At 38.7% G+C, this 24,291-nt stretch carries 18 protein-coding genes and 1 riboswitch; of the genes, 4 read left to right on the top strand and 14 right to left on the bottom strand.

The genetic code is table 11. The features are described 5' to 3' along the window. Positions 1-239 precede the first annotated feature (239 nt). Together ltrA and MUN87_RS06130 are read right to left on the bottom strand one after the other, a co-directional pair. Entirely contained in the window at positions 240-1,535 is a 1,296-nt protein-coding gene (ltrA, locus tag MUN87_RS06125; RefSeq protein WP_244746829.1) for a group II intron reverse transcriptase/maturase, read from the bottom strand. A gap of 567 nt (positions 1,536-2,102) precedes the next feature. Continuing rightward, positions 2,103-2,753 (bottom strand): GntR family transcriptional regulator, encoded by a 651-nt coding sequence (locus tag MUN87_RS06130; protein ID WP_244746830.1) that lies wholly within the window; start codon positions 2,751-2,753, stop codon positions 2,103-2,105. A gap of 206 nt (positions 2,754-2,959) precedes the next feature. Between MUN87_RS06130 and MUN87_RS06135 the strand changes: the two genes are divergently transcribed. Continuing rightward, positions 2,960-3,772 (top strand): ATP-grasp domain-containing protein, encoded by an 813-nt coding sequence (locus tag MUN87_RS06135; RefSeq protein ID WP_244746831.1) that lies wholly within the window; start codon positions 2,960-2,962, stop codon positions 3,770-3,772. Positions 3,773-4,038: 266 nt separating this feature from the next. Here MUN87_RS06135 and MUN87_RS06140 read toward each other — a convergent pair whose 3' ends face one another. Next, positions 4,039-4,629 (bottom strand): xanthine phosphoribosyltransferase, encoded by a 591-nt coding sequence (locus MUN87_RS06140; RefSeq protein ID WP_244747901.1) that lies wholly within the window; start codon positions 4,627-4,629, stop codon positions 4,039-4,041. An 84-nt stretch (positions 4,630-4,713) separates the two neighbouring features. Then, positions 4,714-4,815: riboswitch (purine riboswitch) on the bottom strand. Between the two features lie 383 nt (positions 4,816-5,198). Here MUN87_RS06140 and MUN87_RS06145 point away from each other — a divergent pair. Continuing rightward, positions 5,199-6,248 carry an LCP family protein gene (locus MUN87_RS06145; RefSeq protein ID WP_244746832.1) on the top strand — a complete coding sequence of 350 codons (1,050 nt, stop codon included), beginning with the start codon at positions 5,199-5,201 and terminating at the stop codon, positions 6,246-6,248. A 58-nt stretch (positions 6,249-6,306) separates the two neighbouring features. Here MUN87_RS06145 and MUN87_RS06150 read toward each other — a convergent pair whose 3' ends face one another. The 6 genes from MUN87_RS06150 to MUN87_RS06175 all read right to left on the bottom strand — a co-directional run bounded on the left by MUN87_RS06150 (position 6,307) and on the right by MUN87_RS06175 (position 16,869). Further along, on the bottom strand, positions 6,307-7,593 hold the full coding sequence (locus MUN87_RS06150; RefSeq protein ID WP_244746833.1) for a class II aldolase/adducin family protein: 1,287 nt from the start codon (positions 7,591-7,593) through the stop codon (positions 6,307-6,309). Positions 7,594-9,258: 1,665 nt separating this feature from the next. After that, positions 9,259-10,833, bottom strand: coding sequence for a malate:quinone oxidoreductase (locus tag MUN87_RS06155; RefSeq protein WP_255840647.1), 1,575 nt, complete (start codon positions 10,831-10,833; stop codon positions 9,259-9,261). 826 nt (positions 10,834-11,659) lie between these two features. After that, complete coding sequence (locus MUN87_RS06160; RefSeq protein ID WP_244746835.1) at positions 11,660-13,966, bottom strand: glycoside hydrolase family 95 protein; 2,307 nt, start codon at positions 13,964-13,966, stop codon at positions 11,660-11,662. A gap of 58 nt (positions 13,967-14,024) precedes the next feature. Further along, a complete protein-coding gene (locus MUN87_RS06165) occupies positions 14,025-14,954 on the bottom strand; it encodes an aldo/keto reductase (RefSeq protein WP_244746836.1) in 930 nt (309 codons plus the stop codon). Between the two features lie 30 nt (positions 14,955-14,984). Next, positions 14,985-15,818 carry an amidohydrolase family protein gene (locus MUN87_RS06170; protein ID WP_244746837.1) on the bottom strand — a complete coding sequence of 278 codons (834 nt, stop codon included), beginning with the start codon at positions 15,816-15,818 and terminating at the stop codon, positions 14,985-14,987. Between the two features lie 37 nt (positions 15,819-15,855). Continuing rightward, positions 15,856-16,869 carry a zinc-binding alcohol dehydrogenase family protein gene (locus MUN87_RS06175; RefSeq protein ID WP_244746838.1) on the bottom strand — a complete coding sequence of 338 codons (1,014 nt, stop codon included), beginning with the start codon at positions 16,867-16,869 and terminating at the stop codon, positions 15,856-15,858. A gap of 230 nt (positions 16,870-17,099) precedes the next feature. Between MUN87_RS06175 and MUN87_RS06180 the strand changes: the two genes are divergently transcribed. Next, positions 17,100-17,969, top strand: coding sequence for a helix-turn-helix transcriptional regulator (locus MUN87_RS06180; RefSeq protein ID WP_244746839.1), 870 nt, complete (start codon positions 17,100-17,102; stop codon positions 17,967-17,969). Positions 17,970-18,078: 109 nt separating this feature from the next. Here the strand turns inward: MUN87_RS06180 and MUN87_RS06185 are convergent, their stop codons facing one another. Then, a complete protein-coding gene (locus MUN87_RS06185; protein ID WP_244746840.1) occupies positions 18,079-19,575 on the bottom strand; it encodes an extracellular solute-binding protein in 1,497 nt (498 codons plus the stop codon). Positions 19,576-19,835: 260 nt separating this feature from the next. Between MUN87_RS06185 and MUN87_RS06190 the strand changes: the two genes are divergently transcribed. After that, on the top strand, positions 19,836-19,928 hold the full coding sequence (locus MUN87_RS06190; RefSeq protein ID WP_244746841.1) for a YjcZ family sporulation protein: 93 nt from the start codon (positions 19,836-19,838) through the stop codon (positions 19,926-19,928). Positions 19,929-20,104: 176 nt separating this feature from the next. On the opposite strand, the gene MUN87_RS06195 is transcribed toward MUN87_RS06190, so the two are convergent. From MUN87_RS06195 to MUN87_RS06210, 4 genes are read right to left on the bottom strand one after another with little or no spacing between them, the layout of a single operon-like run. Beyond that, positions 20,105-20,266, bottom strand: coding sequence for a hypothetical protein (locus tag MUN87_RS06195; protein WP_244746842.1), 162 nt, complete (start codon positions 20,264-20,266; stop codon positions 20,105-20,107). Position 20,267: 1 nt separating this feature from the next. Continuing rightward, a complete protein-coding gene (locus MUN87_RS06200; RefSeq protein ID WP_244746843.1) occupies positions 20,268-21,452 on the bottom strand; it encodes a Ger(x)C family spore germination protein in 1,185 nt (394 codons plus the stop codon). Further along, the gene (locus MUN87_RS06205) at positions 21,442-22,551 is read right to left on the bottom strand and encodes a GerAB/ArcD/ProY family transporter (RefSeq protein ID WP_244746844.1); all 1,110 of its coding nucleotides are present in this window, start codon (positions 22,549-22,551) and stop codon (positions 21,442-21,444) included. Before MUN87_RS06205 ends, MUN87_RS06200 begins: the two co-directional genes overlap by 11 nt. Positions 22,552-22,556: 5 nt before the next feature. Next, complete coding sequence (locus tag MUN87_RS06210) at positions 22,557-24,110, bottom strand: spore germination protein (protein WP_244746845.1); 1,554 nt, start codon at positions 24,108-24,110, stop codon at positions 22,557-22,559. Positions 24,111-24,291 lie beyond the last annotated feature (181 nt).

Below are 24,291 nucleotides of genomic sequence, written 5' to 3' on the forward strand. Positions count from 1 at the left end.
TATTATAGGAACTAAAATTCATGTTCAAAGTGATTACTGCTGTGACTGTACTTATATACTTTCTTGTAGAGTAGAAAACAGGAATTGGATATTGTCTTCTGTCCTCGGGTTTCAGGGTGTTCCACCTTACTAAGCCAGACTGAAAGGTAGTATCCTCCTCCTATTTCCCCTCATCAAACCGTACGTGAAGTTTTCCTTCATACGGCTTTCCGACGTTCTTCTTCCTTTGGCTTTACGGGTTATATAGCCAGTTTCACTAGTTTGTAACTTACTTCTTTGGCTGTTTCTTGCAGATAACCATGCTTATACCGCCTATTCTTCTTGTTGTTACGAAAGATGTTTAGTCGCTGTAATACATACCAATCAATTCGATTTAACCATCTTTTGGACATTGGAGAGAGTTGATAGTAATTCTTAAATCCTTGTAATTTGCGATTTAAGCCTTCTATTAATTCTTCCATGTCTTCATGTAATTTAAAACGTGGTGATGTATATTCTTTTATTTTCTTTCGCATCTTCTTCATCGCTTTCTTACTAGGAATATGATGCATGAAATAGAAAACGTGACCGCCTTTCTTCCGTACAGGAAACTTTCGATGATGAAAACCTAAGAAATCAAACCCTTCATTATCATCCCAGATATTGACAAGCTTTGATTTGCCTTCGTGTAACGTTAAATCCAGTTTCTTCATGATTCCTTGAATCACACGTATACTCCCTAGTGCTTGTTGCTTGGTTTTACACATAATGACAAAATCGTCCGCATATCGAATCAGCGTTCCCAAATGACCAAACTGCTTTTCCCATATCGTGTCCATGACATTTAGGTAAACATTAGATAGTAATGGTGAAATGACCCCGCCTTGCGGAGCACCCCATTCCGATTCTTGTAACGAACCGTCTTCCATAATACCTGCTTTTAACCATTTACGGACTAACTTGAGAATTCTCCGGTCACTTATACGCTGTTCTACCAATTTCATCAACTTTTCATGATTGATGTTGTCAAAGTAACCTTGGATGTCGACGTCTAACACCCAATAGCTTCGTTTACTCTCTTTGCGAATTTTCGCAATCGCTTGATGAGCATTTCGCTTTGGACGAAACCCATACGAACTTTCTTTAAAGTCCGCCTCAAAAATGGGTTCGATTACAATCTTCATTGCCATTTGTGCAACCCTGTCCTTCACCGTTGGGATGCCTAGTGGTCGTTTCTTTCCATCATCTTTCGGTATATAGGTTCGTAGCACGGGTTGAGGCTGATAGTCTTTCTCTTTCAATTCCACGTAGAGCTCATTCAAGAACTTCTTTTCTCCATAATCACTGATATCTTCCAGTGTTTGTTGATCGACCCCGCTACCTCCTCTATTTTCTCTCACTCTTCGCCATGCTTCCCATAGGATATCAGGTCGATGCATCTTATCATATAACGCATGGAACCGCCGTGTCTTACTTCCCTTGGCACAAAGGTATAATGTTCGTTGAAGTTGTCGAGCTTTTACATTATTGGTGTAGTTAGCTATTTTAGCATTCACTCACTCTTACCTCCTTAAAACATATGAACGAAGTAGGGTATTGGCTTCTGCCGTCCTTCCCTTCAGCCACGTTGTGTTGTCATGGCTTTCTTCGGTACTATAACCCCCTCCGACTTCCTCTCAGCCCATCCACCATTTCACATTACGCTTATAGGTTTTTGTTTTACTTCTTCTCTGAAGTGACCGAGGAGGATATCCCCAGTTCCGTTAACTACTTTCTTAACATGTCGATCTCCATACCCCGAGGGATTCTTTGGTGTTGTCTATCCAAGTTCTTTACACCTTCCATGGTCTTCACCTATGAGCAAGAGGCTAGACTTCCCTTGTTCCTCTTAGAGGGTTGTAATTGTCGAGGCTACAAGATTCACTTTATGTTACGACCTGCTAAGTTGCTCGCACTCCCTAAAGAGTTACTTTGTCACGAGGCTTCAACCTTAGGATTTCTCCACCAGTTGCTCGTCAGCTACCGAGCGTCTTGGCACTTACTCGTATTGGACTTTCACCAACTAGCAATTAACGGCTTGCTGGGCACGCTACTCACAAAAAAAGAGAGGCTGTAAACCTCTCCTACTCTAATGTATCCATTAACAAATTCGGTACAATCGCTTTGGCTTCTTCAATTTTTTGGTCCTTTAGTAAAGCGACAATACGGTTGATCTGTGGATGGAAATGTTCCATCGTTTCAACTTTCCATTTTACTTGTGCGAATACATTCAGAATATAAACAGACTCATGATAAAATTTATTTAATGCCTTATTATCTGCTACTTCAAAGAAATAGCCGGTTAATACGTTTGCTTTCTGTTGATATTCTATCAGTTTCCGTTCGGCAAAGACCTCATCTAACGCCTCTAGTTTTTGATCAACGCCAGCGACAACAGTTGATTGTATCCATTGATCTTTAGACATATCAAAAGCCATTTGAATTAATCCGGCCATTACCTCTGCATATTCTTTTATTTCTTTTTCAGTGAATGATTTGACGATTGTCCCTCTTCTAGGGATACGCTCTACAATATTATCAACCTGCAGCAGATATAATGCCTCTCTGACCGGGGCACGACTGGTCTTGAGCTCCGAAGCAATATATTCTTCTACAATTTTGTCTCCTTGTACAAGATCTCCTTCCATGATTTTTTTTAGTATGTATTTTGCAATTTGTTCCGGTAAGGAAATACCGATTGCTTCCTCATTTTTGTTCCATCGTTCATTAACCAAGTACTTCACTCCAAACAGGTAATATCTACAACAGTTTATTATATATAATTTCAACCATTTTAGAAAGTGATGCTACAGTTATATGCCGTCACCTCATTCTACAAAGCACCACACAAAATTTACAAATATATCATAATTACATCTAGCTTTTTTTCAAAAACATGCTACTATTAGATTGATAAAGTGAAAGAGATGGAGAGAACAAAATGAAATTAGTATCGTTTAACGCTTTTCGTACAATTGGTATACCAGGTGTCACTTATATTAAACCTGATCATATGTTTAAAGAAATAGAAGTAATCAAAGATGCTGATATATTATTATTTCCAGAAACCTGGCAAGTGCCGACACTTGTTTACGGTTTAAAGAAAGCTATCTTTCCTAATGTGGAAACCATGTTACTTGGCGAAAACAAAATAGAAATGACCAGAGTACTACAAGCCATCACTCCACAGCATGTTCCTTATACAGAAATACTGGCAAGTACAGAGCAAAATATAATAGATATCCTAGAAACATTCCCATTCCCGTTCGTTGCGAAAGAAGCAAAGAACTCAATGGGTCAAGGCGTATTTTTGATTGAAAGTGAAGCACAATTCCGTTCCTATGCAGAGCAAAATAATGCACTTTACGTCCAAGAATACTTACCAAATGACGGTAAAGATCTACGCGTTTGTGTTATTGGTGACCAAATCCACGCTGCTTATTGGCGCGTAGGAGCAGAGGGAGCATTTTTGCATAACGTTGCAAAAGGCGGAGAAATTTGTAATGATTTTATACCTGATGATGCTCTTGATTTAGTGCTTTCCGTTGCCAAATCATTATCCATTAATCATGCCGGTTTTGACGTAATCGTCAGCAACGGCAATTACTATATTCTCGAGTTTAATGTATTGTTCGGCAATCAAGGTTTACGAAATGAAAAAACTACAGTTTCAGAAGCCATTTATCAATATATTCTGTCTCAATTTGTGCCACCATATCCAACGGCACCAGCACCAGGAAAAATTATTTCTTAGTTCACTGAGGGGAGCGAAGCCTCGGAAACATACTCCGTATTTAAAATTAAAGCTGATAATATAACTGCTCACTTTTAAGATAGCAGAAAATATACTACCACAAATATTAGTTGCATATAGCGCAGGCCAACCACGTAGACCCCACAGAACGCGTAGTGGTTGGCTTGCGCTATCTTAGTATATAAATTATTTCAATATTACCATTAAGCTGCTAGTTGACGTAATCAACAATTCAAGTACTATTTTTCAAATCCATGGATAGCTTGCTATTTCACCGATGTTTTCTGATTTACAAATTCAATTGTTTGATTGGTTAATGATTGAATTCGAGCAAGTGACTCCACACGATACCCTTTCTCTGACAGTAATTTACCACCATCTTGAAAAGCTTTTTCGATAACAATTCCAATTCCTGCTACCGATTCATTTGTTTTTTGTACGATATCAGCCAGTGCCAGAGCAGCCTGTCCATTTGCCAGGAAATCATCAATAATCAGAACATGATCCTTATCATTCAGAAATTTGCCCGCAATCGAAATATCGTTCGTTTCTTGCTTTGTATAAGAATACACCTGTGAAGTAATCAAGCCTTCTGTCAGTGTTAATGACTTCTTTTTACGCGCAAAAATCACCGGTACATTCAGTACTAATCCTGCCATAACTGCCGGAGCAATCCCAGAAGATTCAAGTGTTACAATCTTCGTGATACCTTCTCCTTTAAAACGTGCAGCAAATTCTTTTCCAATTTCATTCATTAATTTTGGGTCAATCTGGTGATTTAAAAAGTTATCCACCTTTAATACGGTATCAGACAAAGCAATACCTTCTTCTAAAATTTTCTTTTGCAATAATTCGATTGTTGTCACTCCTCCAAAAATAAAAACCTAAAAAACAGTGCTCTCGACATAGGATGAGCAATGTTCTTCAGGTTCTTTACCATGTTATCGACATCGCTCACTTATAGTCAGATTATTTACGGTAATCCGGTAGAAACACGCAGGCCATATCCCTGCTTTTATACAAGTGAGAATAATATACTTTATTCTACCATGGTTCCGTATGCTTTTAAATAAAAATGACGACATTCAAATAGTTTTCACTACCGTTTACACACCCAAATAGACACTTTACAACTAGTTGCGAGATACAGCACCATTCGTTATTCGGACAAATTTTGACAAAAATAGATGATTACACCCCCAATCCGCTAAACGAAAGAGCTAATTATATATAAAGAGAATTATTTTATGTAAAACTGTAACCTTTTTCGTAGTATTTCGTCGAATAATTAGTGGAAACTTTATTACAATATTGTAGAATTATTGTGGAATAGCTTGATTTGTTTACGTATTTTGCGTATACTTAAGCACGTTTCTACTAAAAAAAGCAATTCATATTATAAGAGATTGTAAGTGAGGTATGTAATTTGGCTGAATTTAGAACTGAAAGACGCAAAAAGAAAAAGTCATGGAAAAAGAGAATCCTGTGGTTTTTACTATTCATTGTCCTTGTAGTTATCGCTTTTGGAGTTTATATTTTAACGAATGTATTTGGAGCAGCACAAGATTCTCATGAAGAATTGAATCGACCTGAAGGTAAGTCTGAGAAAAGGGAAGAAGCTGTAACGATCGGAGATGATCCGATTTCGATTTTGTTAATCGGTGTGGAAGACTATGAAACAGATGGTAAAAATGGTCGTGCCGATACACAGATTGTTGTGACACTGAACCCGGATACAAATCAGATGACAATGACCACTGTTCCTCGTGACACGCGAGTTGAATTTACTGAGGAAGAAGCTGGTCAATACGCTGGCTCTCACAAGATTAACGCGGCTTACACATATGGTTCTATCACAGGTTACGGCGCTAATAAATTAACCGTCGAAAAAGTCGAAGAAGTACTTGATATACCAATTGATGAATATGTAACGGTAAACTTTGATGGATTCAAAGAAATTGTTGATGCTTTAGGTGGCGTTACCGTAGATATTAAAGAACCATTCTGGGAGAAAAACTTTTACGATAATGACGCACGTATTTACTTTGAAGAAGGAACTGCAAAATTAGATGGTGAAGAAGCACTAGCCTTTGTTCGAATGAGAAAACGTGATGTCAATGCAATTTATTCACGTGAGGAAAGACAGCGTCAATTTATTCAGGCATCCATTGATCAGGCGATCTCTGCTGGTACTCTGTTCAAGGTTGGCGAAATTTCCGATATTCTAGGTAAGAACATCACAACCAGTCTAAGTGCGACGGAGATTTATCAATTACAACAATCCTACTCTTCTATGAATGCTTCTGGCATTAAAACTTACGAAATAGATGGATCGGATCAAGTAATTGGTGGTTCTTATTACTTTGTTCCAACAGAAGAAGGATTAATGACTGCATCACAACAATTGAAGTCAGAACTTGGTTTAGCTGAACCAATCGAAGACTCTGCAAATGAAGATTCAACAACGATAGAATAAACGAATAAATAAAAAGCGATTTTTCGTCCGAGCGGATCGAAAAATCGCTTTTTTCTATTTATTTGGGTAACCCGAATGCCTGCTCCAGTTCGCTAATGCTTTGATCGTCTATCTGAACAATATCTCCTAAATCCTTAGAAGCTATTAATGCACGAGCACTGTAATCTGCTACTTCTAAACGGTCAAAGGCGTTTAATAAATCAGATCCTGTTACAATTACACATTCATTCTCTACGATAGCAATGGGTGTTGCGGGAGTAAATACATCCGCTACTTTTTCGGGATCAGTATGTGGTGAAATCGCGGGTAATTTGGGAATATCACGCATTAAAATATAACTCTCCGGAATCGTCTTTGAATCCAATTCAGCATCTGTCACGGCAAATGCCATTACATGTGGTGGATGTGCCAGAATGATTGATTCAATATGCGGATGCTTTTCATAAATATACTGATGCAAACGAGCAGATCGACTAGGCACCTTGCCACGCTCTCTTTTTCCATCCTCAATCCTTACAATATCACTTGGCTCTAGATAATGACGGTCGATATCATATGGTGTTATTAAAAATGACTCATTGGTTAATCGTTGAGAGAACGTACCTTGTGTACTTGTAAATAGTTTTTGCTTATAAGCACGATGAATTAATGAACACATCTTCGCACGCAACTCTCGTTCTTTAATGCTGTACGATTCAGGAACAAATTCTTCTAGTTCACTTTGGTTTTGATGTTTGGCAATTGTCTCGGTATCCAGTCCTTTGGCAGGAGCCATTCGATTAGCCTCGGCTTCAATACGTGCTGAGAAATCCAGTGTTTCAAAACGTTTGAAAGCATCAAACAGATTGTCATCTCCTACCACCACCCCATGATTCTCTAAAATAACAGATTGGTAGCCCTTCTTGAATTCAGCAGCAATTTTTTCTCCTAGATCGTTACTGCCTGGTAATCCGTATTTGGCAATTGCCACTTCGCCACACGTTTGATATACATTCGCCATAATTTTTGTGTTCGGTGCTTTTCGTACTATGCTAAAGGCCACTAGTGCTGGTGGATGTGCATGTACAATCGCTTTCAAATCTGGTCTCGCTTGATATATAAGTTGATGAAAAGGAAATTCACTGGATGGCTTATGAAGTCCTTTCTTTGTTCCATCTGGTTTGACGCACACCATATCATCTCTAGTTAAGCTTCCTTTATCCACTCCTGCAGGTGTAATCCATATATCGCCTTCATCATCTTTAATCGAAATATTGCCTCCTGATGTCGTTGTCAGGCCACTTTGATAAATTCTTTCCATAAACATCATTAATTGATCAGCTGGATGAAACATGTCCAAATTCATTACGATACCTCCTATTATTGTTAACTCGCGGAAGATGCTCTGCTATACCTCTATTGTACTAAAACTGCAAAGAATACCTATAACGAAATTCATCTATTTATTATCCTAATTTGCCAGCTATATTTTTTCAGGCTTCAGATAAGGACCAGCTCATAAGTGTGAGAAAAACCGGGTAAGTTCACCCGGTCCTAACTAAGAAAATTATATACAACTCAACTAGCTGCTTAGTGGTGAGTTTGAAATGTTTCATGTGCTGGGATGTTGCTCCGGTCGGGTAGAAAACAGGCGCGCGCATTCATGTAGAATCACGTTTCATGTAGCCCCCCCACGATCCCGGACGGTCGGATTTCCCGAGTCCGGTTCTGACCTTGGCTCTACCATAAATATGCCTTCCTCATATAATCTAGGTTTAAGTTCTAGCCAACATTCACCCATTACTAAATGAGTTTACTTATCTACGTGAATGTCTCAGGCTTTTTTTGTGTTGACTCTGCGTTCAACTTTGCCAGACAATCCGCCAAGTATCCAGAGCCCCTTTGCCCTATCTTGGGTGTTACCCTTGACAGGGATAGAATCTTGTTCTATCTCTGAAGGCATTACCCTTCATTCTTCGCTACTACGGACTCATCCGCCGATCCTAAATCTTCCATTCCTATTTCGCTGTTAACTTATAAGGATTGGTCTTTGCAGGTTGTTGCTAGTCCCTGCTAGAAGTAGGACCTTCCCGTCGTTATCTCTAAGAATCTTTCCCTAGATGCTAAAACCCCTACCCCGGTTGCTTCTATAGTGCTCATTACCGTTTCTTCCTATAGAATATCAGCCTTCCCCAAGTTGGCAACAGGTCGGCGCAAAAACATTTATCCCTTCAACAGCTTCAGAAAGGCGCGAATTTTCGGGGCTGCAGTATTCGTTAAAGCCTTTTGGCCTCTAGGTTTGCTTGCCACACAGGCTGTTCCGACCTTGTATTCTCTGCGTAATACAGGCCGCCGTGGCGTTTACTTCCAAGCAGAACGTGGGTCGTTACCTTCCCACGCATTGGATATGCTAGTCGTCTGAATCGGCAAATTGACGACAGGAGACTTTCACTCCATTAGATTCTTAGCCTTGACGGCTACTCCGCCAACCACTTCGCGTCCTGCGGGGCACGGCTGAAGCTAACTTTGTGAAGAAAGGCACTTCACAAAGTGGATCTTCAGCACCTGCCTGTCCCGCGGGAGTCTACGTGGTTGGCCTCCGCTAGGATGTGGACTCTACAACTTTTGTAAGAGATAGCATATTGATCAGTGTATATATAACAGGAATGGAATGAATAACATAATGCCTAGAACCACTGCTTTTAGCTGTTTCAAATGTTGTAGAACTTCCCTTAAGCGTAGGAAATAGGCGGAGACTCCCGTGGAATCAGCGCGAGCTGAAGATCCATTTATGAAAGAAAAGGATTTTCTTTCATAAATTAGCTGAAGCCGTGCCCACAGGACGCGGAGCCTATTTCCGGAGCTTTCCTCAGCAGATAATATATATCAAAATGACCATCTTGAAATACAGCCTTTGTTAACATAATCCATATTATAGGAACTAAAATTCATGTTCAATGTGATTACTGCTGTGACTGTACTTATAAACTTTCTATACTCACAAAAAAATATAACTTGCTATAATAGCAAGTTATACTTCTTGTAAAACATCGTTCTCCTTGGGTTTTTCATTTAGTTGTAAAGCTTCTGCTGTAGTTGTTTTTATTTCTTCAATTAATTCTGGATTTTCTAGTAATGCTTCACCGTAGGATGGGATGATTTCTTTCAGCTTTGATTCCCAATCATCTTTTTTGTGCGGGAAGCACTCTTCAATGATTTGCAACATGACTGATACTGCTGTAGAAGCACCTGGTGATGCACCAAGTAAAGCAGCAATGGTTCCGTCAGCAGAATGGACGACTTCTGTTCCAAACTGCAGTGTCCCTTTCCCTGCATCCGTATCTTTAATAACCTGAACGCGTTGACCTGCAATCACAATATCCCAGTCTTCACTTTTGGCACCAGGAACAAATTCCCTTAGCTCTTCCATTCGTTTTTCCTTTGACAACATTACTTGCTCGATAAGATACTTTGTTAAGGACATGTTCTTTGCACCTGCCGCTAACATCGTAAACAAGTTATCAGGCTTCACTGATGTTATCAAATCAAACAAAGAACCCGTCTTTAGGAACTTAGGTGAAAATCCGGCAAACGGACCGAATAATAATGATTTTTTGTTTTCGATAAATCGGGTATCCAGATGTGGTACCGACATTGGTGGTGCGCCAACTTTTGCCTTTCCATATACTTTGGCATGATGCTGTGACACTACATCAGGATTTTTACAAACCATGAACAAACCACTGACAGGGAAACCGCCGATATTACGGCCTTCTGGTATTCCTGTTTTCTGTAACAGGTGTAAACTTCCGCCTCCTGCTCCTATAAAGACAAACTTAGCTGTATGACGTACAACTTCTCCACTGTCGACATTGCGGACCTTTAATTCCCATCCGCCATCATTTGTTCGTTTGATATCATCTACACTTTGCTTATATTGGACTGTTACATTTTGTTCCTCTAGCTGATCAAACATCTTTCTTGTTAAAGCGCCAAAATTAACATCTGTTCCGGTATCAATCTTTGTTGCCGCAATTGGTTCCGAACCTTTTCTTTCCTTCATCATTAATGGTGTCCATTCCATTAATTTTTCCGGATCATCCGAATACTCCATACCTTCGAATAAAGGGTTCTCAGAAAGCGCTTCAAAACGCTTTTTCAAAAACCTGACATTGTTCTCACCTCGAACAAAACTCATGTGAGGTAACGGCTCGATAAATTCACTAGGATTTGTAAGGCGTTGATTGTTAACTAAGTAAGACCAGAACTGTTTAGAAACTTGAAATTGTTCATTTATCTTCAAAGCCTTCGATATATCAATCGTACCATCTGTATTCTCCTTCGTATAATTTAACTCACACAAAGCAGAATGCCCGGTACCTGCGTTATTCCATTCGTTCGAGCTTTCATCCCCTGCTTTGTCGAGTCTTTCAAATACGGCAATATCCATATCAGGATCCAGTTCTTTCAATATAGATCCTAACGTCGCACTCATAATTCCAGCACCAATTAAAATCACGTCTGTGTTCATATGTGAGTCGCTCATTTCTACCTTCCTTACTAGATAAGATTTACTGAAAAGAAAACGAACCCAATTTGTCCGTATCTTTTCTAATGGATAGTTATTCTATTTTATAGTGTATCACTAAAAAAGATAATTTAAAACGATTATATGTACATTATATTCCAACTCCGTCTTATTTGGAAGCGGTATAGGCTGTCCTTTTTTGATTCATTGAGTGAAATAATAGCTAGTTTGTTATTAGCCGAGGGAGCATTCTAACAACAGGCAAAATTAAACCACCATTCTCAATATTCATAGGCGTCACCTCGTTTCCTGAATAAACATTAAGAAAACCAGGCATAAACCGCCCGGTCCTAATTGACTTAATTAATAAACAATTTCCTATAATATGGATTATGTCAACTAGCCATCGCTAGCCAAGCAGCCATTTTGAGATATTTAATGTGCTGGGATACCGCTCCGTCCAACCACTCCGCGTCCTGCGGGGCACGGCTGAAGCTAACTTTGTGAAGAAGATCGCTTCACAAAGTTAGCTTCAGCGCCTGCATAATCCCGCGGGAGTCTCCGTGGTTGGCCTACGCTAAAATTGGGACTCTACAATTTTTGTAAGAGCTAGCATATTGATCGTATGCATATATAATAGCTATTGAAAAATGTCTAGAACCACTGCTTCTAGCTGTTCCGAACGTTGTAGTACTTCCCTTTAGCGTAGGAAATAGGCGGAGACTCCAGTGGGATCAGCATGAGCTGAAGATCCACTTAGTTTGTGCCTGGTCTACTAATATCGCTTTGAAGTAAGCTTCCTCGGCACAAGGCAGCAAGGAAGCATTTACAAGTAGCAGCCTAGCTAAAGTCGTGCCCACAGGGAACGGCGGTCTGCTGGACTGATCCACCTGCTTTCTTTTCATTACATTTTGCTAACGGTATTAAATGAAATATGGGAAGTCTGGTCAGCTTCTACTACCACCTCATACACATTGTCCGCTTGTTGTATGACTAGTTGGTTGTCGACTTTTACAGGTGCATCGACCCGAATACATACTGTGCCAGTTTGTACAGCAGCAATATTCACATACTGTATTTGATGCTGTTTCCATTCGAACTCTAATTCATATCCACCTCTTGCCTTTATCCCTTTCACATACCCATTCTTCCATGCTTTCGGTATAGCAGGAAGAAGGTGAATTTCATCATTTTGGCTCTGAACAATCATTTCTATTATTCCAGCTGTCCCACCGAAGTTTCCATCAATTTGAAATGGCGGATGATTGTCAAATAAATTTGGCAACGTAGACGATTTTAACAGCTCTACTACATTGTCATATGCAGCTTCAGATTGATGTAACCGGGCCCACATATTAATAATCCATGCCCTGCTCCAACCCGTATGCCCACCACCATGCATAAGCCTTCTCTTAAGGGTAACTTCTGCTGCTTTCGTTAATGCTGGTGTCGTAATCGGAGATATCTGATTACCAGGATGCAAGGCAAATAAATGAGAGATATGACGATGACCAGGCTCAGCTTCATCATAATCCTCAAGCCATTCTTTTATTTGACCATGTTTTCCAATTTGAATGGGAGGTAATTTATCTTTTAAGTCTGACAGTTGTTGCGAGAACGCTTTATCTACTGCTAATATATCACTTGCTTTTATACAGTTGGAAAAAAGTGCATGGATGATTTGACTGTCCATAGAAGGTGCTTCACATAACCTGCCCCTTTCCCCATCAGGTAATATATACGTGTTTTCTGGAGAAACAGAAGGAGTAGTAATCAGATAGCCATCTTTATTTTCCATTAGAAAATCCACAAAAAACAAAGCTGCTTCTTTCATCGTTTCGTATGCCTGCTCTAGATATGTCACATCTGTTGTATATTGATAGTGCTCCCAGAGATGCAAACAGAGCCAGGCAGCTCCCATTGGCCAGTAACTTGCCGGGGGATAAATATCCTGTGGAGCTGTATCTCCCCAAATATCCGTATTATGATGAGCAGTAAAACCTCGGCAATTATACATTTTCTTTGCTGTCACTCTGCCTGATTCTTTCATTTTTTCGATATGCGTTAATAATGGCATGTGACATTCGGATAAATGACACACTTCTGCAGGCCAATAATTCATCTGTGCATTAATATTGATCGTATACTTGCTATCCCAAGGTGGCAGCATTAAATCATTCCAAATCCCCTGTAACGTTGCCGGTAAGGAATTAGGACGGCTTGATGCAATCATCAGATAACGACCAAAATGGAAATATGTATCAATAAGTCCCAGATCTTCTTCTCCTTGTTGCAATTGTTTCAGCCGCTCATCTGTCGGTAATTCTTCTCCCACAGTGGACGGCTCCGAAATCGTTAATTCAACCCGTTGAAATAACGACTGATAATCTTCTATATGTGTTTTTCTTAAGTCATTGAATCCTTTTCTAGCAGCACAAGAAATCGTATGAAGACATTGTTCTTTTGGTTTTTCGAATCGATAAGATGTTGCGGCAGTTAACAAAATAGTCACGGCACTTGCTTGATTTACACATATTTGATTGCCGAGTGTGTTGACATCCCCTTCCTCAGCGATTACTTTTAATACCGCAGTGAACGCAATGCCGTCTTTTCCACCGGTTTCTCCACTCATCAAAATACTTGAAGAAGACAGCTGTTCAGTTGTATCTAAGTTTCTAGTATTGCCACGGTCTAAACTAGCTTGAAAGGATATCGGTTGTTGTTCCGCTGCTGTCAACCTCATAACCATCACCTGATCCGGATAACTGGTAAACACTTCTCGTTGATGGGAAATGTTATCGGTGACAAATGACGTATTTACTATAGCGGTATCTAAATCTAACACTCTGCTATAATGCTTATATTCATTTAGTTCATTAAAATCCATCTTTATTTCCCCTAATGGTTCATAATGCCTTTGCGACTTCGGGACACCTGACATACTCCATTTAGCCAGCTCTTCTGCCTCTTTTAAATTTCCATCTGCCAGTAACTCTCGAACTCTATTCACATTAGAAAGCGCATCCGGATTAATTCTGTCCCTTGGCCCTCCATACCAGACCGAATCTTCATTCAGTTGAATCTTTTCGTTTGAAACATGACCGAAAACCATCCCACCTAATCGCCCGTTTCCTATCGGCAAAGCCTCATTCCAGTTATCAGCTGGCTTGTTGTACCATAAACAGTTAGTCTTAGTATCCAATTTAACCACCTCAATTTTAGTTTAATGATAAATAGATCGCTTAAACTTTTACGAAAGCGCCATTTAGTTAACGCCATTCCTTTCTGCCACTCGTCCAGGTTTTGTTATGAATAGGCTGTAATATGTCTAACACACTTTCTAATAGGTCCTGATCAACCGGCTCTTCCATCCACCGCATATTATTGGCGATATTATCTTCGCTTGCCGTACTAACTAAAGTTGTAGCTATTTTTTCATTTTGGACGGCAAACTGAATAGCAAGTTTGGCCAAATCCTCACCTTGTTTAGCACAGAAAGATGCAGCTTGCTTACATACTGAGATAATTTCCTCGCTTGCTGGATGCCAATCAGCTACCGGACGTGTATTTAACAGACCCATTGAAATCGGTGATGCGTTGATAATACCCACTTTTTTCTGTTCACATAATGGGACTAGATGTAATAAGGACGAATCGTTTAACGAATAATGACAATAGGATAATATAACATCTAAATCTGCTCCTTCTACCATTTTTTCGAATACAGATAACGGGAGTCCCGAAACACCAAAATAACCAATTTTCCCTTCTTCCCTAAGCTGTTGAAGAGCTGGAATTCCTTGTTCGATGATCTCTGCATAGCTGCCAAATTCAATATCGTGTAAGAACATCATATCAATATAATCTGTCTGCAGCCGGGTTAGACTTTCTTCTGCGCTTTGTATGATTCTTTGTTTAGAAAAATCGAATTCATTCTCGCCATACCGACCTGCTTTCGTTGATAAAATAAATTGATCTCTTGGCATACCTTTCATCGCTTTACCTAATAACGTTTCAGCTTTGGTCAAACCGTAATATGGAGACACATCAAAATAATTAATTCCACCATCAAACGCTCGATGCACCGTATTTATTCCTTCCTGCTCATTCACTTTTCTAAATACAGAGCCTAACGACGAGGCACCAAAACTTAACACGGAAACATCTAAATCTGTAGAACCTAGTTTTCGATACTTCATGGATATCCACTCCCGGAAAGTACATGGTCATTACCTATCTAATTTATAAAAGATTTTCGCATTTTCACCAAAAATCCTTGCCTTGTCTGATTCCGTCAGATTTTCAGGTAACACATTCTCTATAAGCTGGATAACTTCATCATAGTCTGCTGCCAGTAGACAAACTGGCCAGTCACTGCCATACAACAGGCGCTCTGCTCCAAACATCTTCACAATGTGTTGTACATATGGAACGAAGTCCTCCGACTTCCATTGAACATGATCAGCTTCTGTCACCATTCCTGATAACTTGCAATATATGGTCGGATGCTTCGCTATTTCTGACATATAACTTCTCCATGGTTCTATTGCACCTTCTTTTATTGATGGTTTCGCAATATGGTCAATCACACCTCGGATCGTCACTTGATTAAGTAGCTTAACCACCGCTGCCAGTTGATTTGCATGTACTAATAAATCAACCGGCAAATCTATTTTTCCAAAATATTCAAATGCATCGAGGTATTTTCGTTTTAAGATAATGTTTTCGTCAGGCATGTCTTGTACCATAATCCGTATACCGACAAACTGAGGATGATTTAAAAATAATTCAAGTTGCTTTTTGTAAGATGGGTCCTCAATATCTATCCACCCAACTACTCCCGCAATGATGTCCGATTTTTCACTTTGAGATAAGATAAATTCAGTTTCTTCAATAGTTGGTGCTGCCTGAACAACAATCGTTCTGTCGATCTGATGTTTCCGCAAATGAGGAATTAAATTCTCTTCCAGAAAATCACGGTAGAGTATAGGAATCTCTGGTGTTATCCAGCCATAATCATGTTGATTAATCTTCCAATAATGCTGATGTGCATCTATTCTCATCTTCAAAACCTTCCTCTCCATCTAATCCGTTAAGCACTTATCCTTCAATCATTGCTTTTATCACATTTGCTTCAGAATCTAGCCATTCGCTAAACGTTTTTACTGTATCTGCAAATGCTGTACGGTGTGTAATATAGTTATCAATATTTATTTGACCCGATTGGATACATCTCTTAACATATTCAAAATCAGATCTCGTTGCATTGCGACTCGCTAGCAGTGAAAGTTCCTTCTCATGAAAATCCGGATCAAAAAAAGTAATCTGGTCTTTTACTAAGCCTACATAGATCAATTCACCACCATGAGCAGTAAAATGAAATGCCTTCTTCATGGAATCACGATTCCCGGTTGCATCGAACACTATCGATGGTAAATCCCCATCCGTTAAATCATCCAAAGTATCCATTGGCGCATCCATAGCATCAATAACATGGTCCACTTGTGCCCAGTCGCGACAGAATTTCAATCTATTTCTATTAACATCCATTGCAATAACGTTAGCACCTTCTTTTTTTGCGAAGGCCATCACCCCTAGACCAATTGGTCCTGCGCCTATAACAAGCACCGTGTCACCGGCAATCAGCCTGGAACGCTTGATAGCATGTGCACCAATACTAAGTGGCTCAAGTACTGCTGCCTCATCGAAAGAAATATCATTTGTTATAAGCAAATGGTCAACGGGAACTGACATTTGTTCACACATCCCACCGTCCACATGAACACCAATAACCTTAAGATTTCTACAACAATTAGGCTTATTCTGTCTGCAAGCTGTACATGTTCCACATTCGAGGTAGGGAATAATGCTAACCCGATCCCCTTTTTTTATATTAGAAACATCTGGATCGATCCATTCCACAGTTCCAGCCAATTCATGACCTAACACTCGCGGATATTGGAAGAATGGCTGATTTCCGTTATATGCATGAAAATCTGTTCCACAAACACCTATCCGTTCGATAGTAATTATCGCTTGACCTTTTTCTTTCGACGGTGCCGTTCTGCTCGTTTTCACTAATTTATTTGGTTGGTCACATACTATACATTCCATCCTAACTGCCCCCATTCTTTACTCGATTTCTTCACTAAATTCTTGAGGTGCAAAGTGCCAATCTATTTTTTGGGTTGATCCTTGCTCCGATTTGGTTAGCTCGATTAATCGATTACACCTATATTTCCAAGTAATCTATATGTAACCGATAACATTTTTGGTATAATCAAATAAATACTACTTAACCTATTGTGTTTCAAATCATTATTCATTAATGGGAAGGTGATCAGATGAAGTCTACTTTTGAACTTTCAAGAATTAATGAGTTATTTCCATACTCGTTCACCTATAAAAACAGTAAAAAACCGCAAAATGAACTGCCGGACCATATGCATTCATTTCATGAAATAATCTTTGTTCATGCAGGACAAGGGTTATTCTTCATCCACAACACCCTCTATAAAATGAACAAAGGCGATGTGTTTATTATCCCGAAGGACACCTTACATCACGCCAAGCCTGACAAGCATGACTTAATCACTTCTTCTGTCATTTTTTTTAGTTCAGCTTTGGTTCATACCAATGCCATTGATGAGTCTTTTTCCTATTTGTACCTAATTGAGAAAGTTAAAAAAGAACAAAATTTCAAGATACAGCTCACTGAAGAAGAGCAATTAATATTAGAGGATCACTTACGTAATATCCAACAAGAATTATCTTCCAAACAAATCGGATCCATTCACGCTTCTTTGTTGTTCACTCAGCACATCCTGCTAGAGCTGACAAGAATTAAAACAAACCAGAGTCATGATAAGCTTGAAGAAGCAAGCATGCCTTATGACTGGATGCAACATATACTCGTATACATTGAAGAAAACTTAAACCAGAACATTTCCCTGTCAAGCTTGGCTAAAGAGTCTTTAGTAAGTCCTGCCCACTTCAGCAGAGTGTTTAAACAATTGACGGGAATGGGCCCGACAGCATATATTAATAAAAAACGAATCCTCCAGTCCAAAGAATTACTTTTACATACTGATCATACAATTTCCTTCATAGCAGAAAAAACCGGATTTGAAAGTACGCCGCATTTCTACCGAACATTTAAGAAATATGCAGGCATGACACCATCAGAATTCAGGAAGAAGCAATCCATAAACTAACAAATATCTTCTGTATTTCAAAACGAGCAAGGGACCGGACATAACATTTATGTGGTTAGCTGAAGCTACTTGTTATGTCCGAGTGAAATTTTATCAAAGCATTGTTTATTTACTTCTGATAGCTCTCATTGAATTCTTGTAATGCTTCCTGGCCTCCTGCTTCTTTCCACTTCTCGATAGCCGCTTCAAATCCTTCTTCATCCATTTCACCAAGAATATATTGATAGGTTGCATCGGTCATAATTTGATCTAATTCTCCTGCTTTTGCAGCATAAGTTTCTGAATCTAGGGTAACGGTTGGATTTTCGATTAAATAATTTTCATTATCTTTTTCTAATTCTTTGGCTTTAAGTGCTGGTTCATAATCATTATAACCTTCATATTTTCCACTTGTTTCTGGTTCTCCAATTTCAAATATTTTATAAGGTCGTACCTCTGCATCATATTTGTCCTGATCTATCACTTTTGCCTGACCATCAATTAATTCATAATGCACTCCTTCTTCTCCCCATAATGCTAAGTTAGCAACTTCAGGTGTCATTAAATAATCATAAAATGTCAGAATATCTTTCAGTTCTTCTTCGGATTCAACTGAGGACTTTGGAAATAACATTAAACTACCATAGCCAGGAATGGACCAAACCCCGTATTCGCCATCAGGACCTTCCACATAATTTTGTACATCATATTCTACATCGGGGTTAATTTTTGATGCATCTTCATACATAGACTTCACATCAGACATCGAACCAACATAGAGCCCTGCTGTTCCATTTTTAAACATCTCTGTCTGATCTTCTTTACTAGTCACTGGAAAATCTTTGTTCATGTAACCATTATCACGTAATTCCTTCATAAAATCCATCGTATCCACATACTCCTGAAACATAAACTGAGGTAATATTTCATCATCTTTGACTCCCCAATAGTTTGGTGTCCCGAACCAGGATGCGATAGTTTTGAAGGAACCGTAAATAAGATCACTTCGATCCGTCAGCCCAATAGTATCATCTTCTCCATTACCGTCCGGATCCTCTTCGGTAAAAGCCTTCGCCATTTCAAAGAATTCATCAGTTGTAGTAGGTGCTGAAAGTCCAAGATTATCGGCCCAATCTTTACGATAGATGATACCAGATCTTGACAAAGGTCTTCCCTGGTATATTCCATAAACTTTTCCATCTATTTTTGAGTTATCAATTATTTCGTCTTTTAATTTACTTAAATTCTCATAGTCCTCTAAATATGGTCCAATCTCCCAGAACTGACCATCACGAATTGCTTCTTTAAACTGATCAATCTGTTGAAACCCAATCCCGACTACATCTGGCAGAGAGTTTGTTGCAAAAGCAGTATTCAGTCTTTCATTATAATTATTGTCAGGTACCCAATCGATTTCTAAATTATAGCCAGTAGCATCTTCAACCTTTGTTAGAATCTTTTCATTCGGCACATTCGGTGTTAATAAATTGGTCATAAAATGAATCGTTGGACTGTCTTCACTATCCGTGTTGTCACCCCCTTCATTATTAGAAGCGCTTTCATTATTGCTGCAACTGACTAATACTAATAACACTAAAAAAAACAGACTGAAAAATTTTGTTTTCATCCTTCTCCTCCCTTTCTTTTAATCACTTTAGCCAATGACACAAAAATCTTTAATTCTTGTATGTTATTGTATTTGACGATGTTAGATCTCATAATTGTTTATTTTGATATGTGTATACTGTTTTTTGATATCAGAGTGCGTTCTCTGATTTTCTGTTTTTACTTTAATATAAAATTAGGCGTTTTAATTATTAAATGTACAATCGGCACACTTCCTTCAACATAAACTATACTAATTATAGTTGAAAGGAGGAATCGCAAATGAGTGAAGAAAAAGGATACGGTCAAGGCTTTACCCTCATCGTTGTGTTATTTATTCTTCTTATCATTGTTGGAACTTCCTATGTAGGATAGTGACAATAATTAGAAAACTCGGCATTCGTCTCGTCTTCGAGCGGGTGCCGAGTTTTCCTTATACTTAGTACACTCTAATTTTTTTACTACGACGACCTTTTTCATTGTTGAATTTTTTCTAATGTAAGATAATGAATCAGGTAGTTTATCCATCATGAACTTCTCCCTAGCTATATTTATTGATCCGGCTTATTGTTCTCTTCTTTCTTCCATGGAGGATCCAATGCTTTGTGGATTTGCTGGTTGATCTTATATACAAGATAAGGAACTGCATATGCTAAGAGTGTACAGACAATTGTGAACAAGGTTGGTATTCTTTCAGAAATTACATTCCACATTTTAATCCCTTTCTTTCTTGTTTTTCACTTGATAGGTGTTCCCTGGTTGTTCAATATCGGCATCTACCTTAAACGTTATCGTACTTTTAGAGAAATAATTCTCTCCTGTATCCCAATTCTGTTTAACCTCTTGCCAAAAATCGTAGTGATGGATACGAAGGTAATCATCAAAAGTAAAAATATCTACTTGTAAATCGTCCTTCACTTTAGTTACCGCTGCTTGAACTAATGTTTCGATTCTATTTTCCAGTGCCTTTTTTAATTTTTTTTGATTTTTTTTACTGTACATTTCTATTGATCCAAAGTATTCAGCAATTCTAGCCTCTAATTGGATCTCCACAGTAATATGTAAATTATCTTTATTTATATTGGTTAATGTAAACTTACTAGATCCATTGTCTACGTAATACGTAATAGGTTCTTTGAGTAAAGTTGTTGTAATAGTCCCCTGTTGATTTTCACCTACAATGATGTTCCGACCTTTCGCATCTTCTTCCTCGAGAACGCCAACCATCTGACCTGACTGCCCACGAAATGCTCCTAGCCCTTTATATTCGACTACTTTATCAGAGACTATTTGTAGAACCGGGATAACAAAGCTCTGATTATTTAGAAGATGTTCCTGAACATCCCCCATACGAACAGGTCCCGTTGTGACGGGTACCCGTTTATTCTCCAGCAGCTCACTTAGATAACGGGCGGGCAGTTTCACATGCTCCGGCTGAATAGTTAAATAGTCTGTCGCTTTATCTTCAGTAATGGCTATTAATAGTCCTCTTCTCATTTTCTGGTGCCTCGTAAAAACGTCTAGTACTTTTGGAAATAAACCTTCTATTTCCGCAATTTCCTTTGAAATCAAAGATATTTCTAAATGCTCAATATTGCTAATCCGATTTATCTGCCTGGAAATTTTGGTATCAATATCATATAAACTTTTACCTACTTCTGATATATTTCGAAATGCAGGACCTCCTCCTGGCCGAAGAATGGTCCCTAAACCAGAGGGAACTACTAATTGTTCTGTCATTTCAAAGGTAGTTTGATCACCTTGTTCTTGTTGCTCCGCTATATCCAAAGCATGTCCAGCTACAAATGCTCTATCCTCCAGCTCAATAGTATCCCAGCAAGCCGTAAGCAGCGTCAACATGATAACACCAATAAATATGGTAATACATTTATGTTTCATGTTGCTTGCCCCCTTTTATCCAATAAGCGATCCATAATAATGATAGAGTTAGCAAATTTAGACCCCAGCTATAATAAGAAATCCAACCTGCAAAATTGACAATTTCCATGAAGCTATCGGGTATGGTAGCAATGAAAAAAACAATAGGAGATAGTATAAACACTATCTTAACTTTTTTAACTTTTGGAAAAACAGCATTCATTGTCAGAACGGCAATATCGTAAGCTATAGCAGTTGTAGTAAATAAAGACATTAACCAAATGACAAAAAAGATCGATTCCACTCGTTCAAAAAAGCCACCAGGTACCTCAATTGTCTTCGCTACTTCTATAATTGGAAAACGCATCACTTCTGTTGCTCTGTCACCGAATACAGCTATACATGTTATGTAAACTACAATATAAAACGCAACAACCGAAGACATTCCTAATACAGCCATTTTTGGAGCTTTCTTTGGATTTTTCACAAACGCGATATAAAAAAGCAAAAGACTTACACCTGTAAATGATAAACCACTATCAGAAATACCTTTGAGATAACCTTTCATATCTGTTTTAAAAACAGGTAATAGATTTTTGACTTCCATATATCCAATTGAGAGCAAAACTAAAATAGCTGTCACACAAAATATAAATGGTAAAAACAAAGCATTGAGTCTAAATAACCCTGCCCTTGAACCAGAAACAGCATATACCACTACGAAAAGAAATGTAAGTATAATTACTTCCATCGGCGTACGATCAAATAAATATTGATGAGATACGTCCGCTACCGAACGAAGCTCTAAACTGGTTAAGGTAATACCAAATATAAAATAGAGAACAGTTAAAATTTTTGCTACCGGTTTTGACACTAACGAAGATGCATAGTTCATAAAGGACTGATTAGGAAATTGTGAGGCTAGTTTTGCAAGTCCCCAGACAATTCCAATCACTATAATTCCAGCAATTAGAATAGGGATCCATCCATCTGAAGTGGTCATCTCTTTCGCAAGTGTACGGGGAAAGGGTAGTATGCCAATCCCTATCACCACAGCAGGTATAGCAATCAATATATCGCTACTTTTAATTTTCTCATCTGCATATTTAAAGGTGTTCATTGACGTTAATTCCTTTTTTTAAGGTTAGTGTTTTTCGATTGATTATCGAACGGCTTTAAATAACGTGGACGTCGTGTTAAATTTGTAATTGGCGCACGTATCACAACATCTTTCAAATCTTTAAAAAAGACTGGCGAAAATGGGACAGAATAAGGCATGCCAATGCTCTTTAAATTGACAAAATGAATATTCACCATAATATAAGCTAAAGCAATTCCATACAACCCTAGAAAAGAGGCAGCTATCATAAAAGCAAAGCGCAGGATTCGGAAAGAAGCTGTCGCACTGTAAATCGGAATACTGAAGGAAGAAATGGCGGTCAGTGCTGTTACAACTACCATGATCGGACTGACAATCCCTGCACTAACGGCTGATTCACCAATTACTAAACCGCCAACAATACCAATTGTCTGACCGATAATTTTCGGTAATCGTACCCCTGCCTCATGCAGAATCTCAAATGTAACAGCCATCAATATAGCTTCTACTGCTGTAGGGAATGCTACCCCTTCTCTGGTAGCCGCAATGGAATAGGTTAACGTTATCGGAATCATGCCAGGATGGTAGGATACAAGCGCAATGTATAATGCTGGCAAGATTAGTGATATAATAACGGTCAAAAATCGTAATAGCCGCAGTAAGCTTGAAGTCAACCATCGCTGGTTGTAATCTTCCATAGAATGAACGGTATCAGCAATTGAAATAGGTCCGATTAACGCAAACGGAGAACCATCAACAACGATAGCTATTCTCCCTTGCATTAATTCAAAAATCACTCGATCGGGACGTTCCGTATCTAAAAGCTGTGGAAAGGGCGATAAAAAACTGTCCTCAATCCATTGCTCCACAGTAGCGGAGTCTGAGGCATAATCAATATCGATTGTATCTAATCTTCTGTTTACTTCTGTAATAATACTTTCATTTGTAATACCTTCTATATAGCAAAGCACTAATTTCTGCTTTGATCGTTCTCCAATTTCAAATTCTTTAAAACGAAGATTCGGATCCTTAATGTTACGGCGGATTAAGGCTAAATTCGTTTGAATACTTTCCACAAATCCTTCTCTTGGTCCACGAATCAATGTTTCCGAATCCGGCTGTTCAATCGCCCGTTCTTTCCCGCCAGCCGTACCCATTAATAATACACGTTCTATTCCATCCATAAAAAACGCAGTATTACCATTAAGAATACTGAAGGAGATGTCATCCAGGTCATCTGACTGATGAGTATCAGTAACGGAGATTACTTCCTTTTCAATATCATCTAACAAGTTATTTTCAAACGATTTGACATTAGATTGAATCATTTGCAGAATATTATTGTTAATCCTTCTTTCGTCCGTAATCCCGCTGAGATAAATGATAGCTGCTCGTTGATTTAGATTTCCAATCAGCAGTTCTCTCACTATTAAATCACTGGACTCACCAAGGATTCGCTTCATATTTTGCAGATTTTCGTCTAAGTTAGGACTAAGTGAACTAAAAATCACTTTTTTTTCTGAGCTTTTTGTGGTTTGTTTTCTGGTCTTCAAACGTTGAAACAATGACGCTCGTGCCATAAGTAATCCCTCAATTATCTAAGATAGTAGTTCATCCTTGTTTTCCCTCAATGCGTAAATTTTATGCAACACCAGAAAAACCGGGCATAACCCGCCGGTCCTAACTGACTTAATCAATAAACAACTTCCTATAATATGGATTATGTAAACTAGCAGCTTAGTGGTCATTTTGAAAAAATAT

Origin of the sequence: Gracilibacillus salinarum (genome assembly GCF_022919575.1) — a bacterium.
Classification (GTDB): domain Bacteria; phylum Bacillota; class Bacilli; order Bacillales; family Amphibacillaceae; genus Gracilibacillus; species Gracilibacillus salinarum.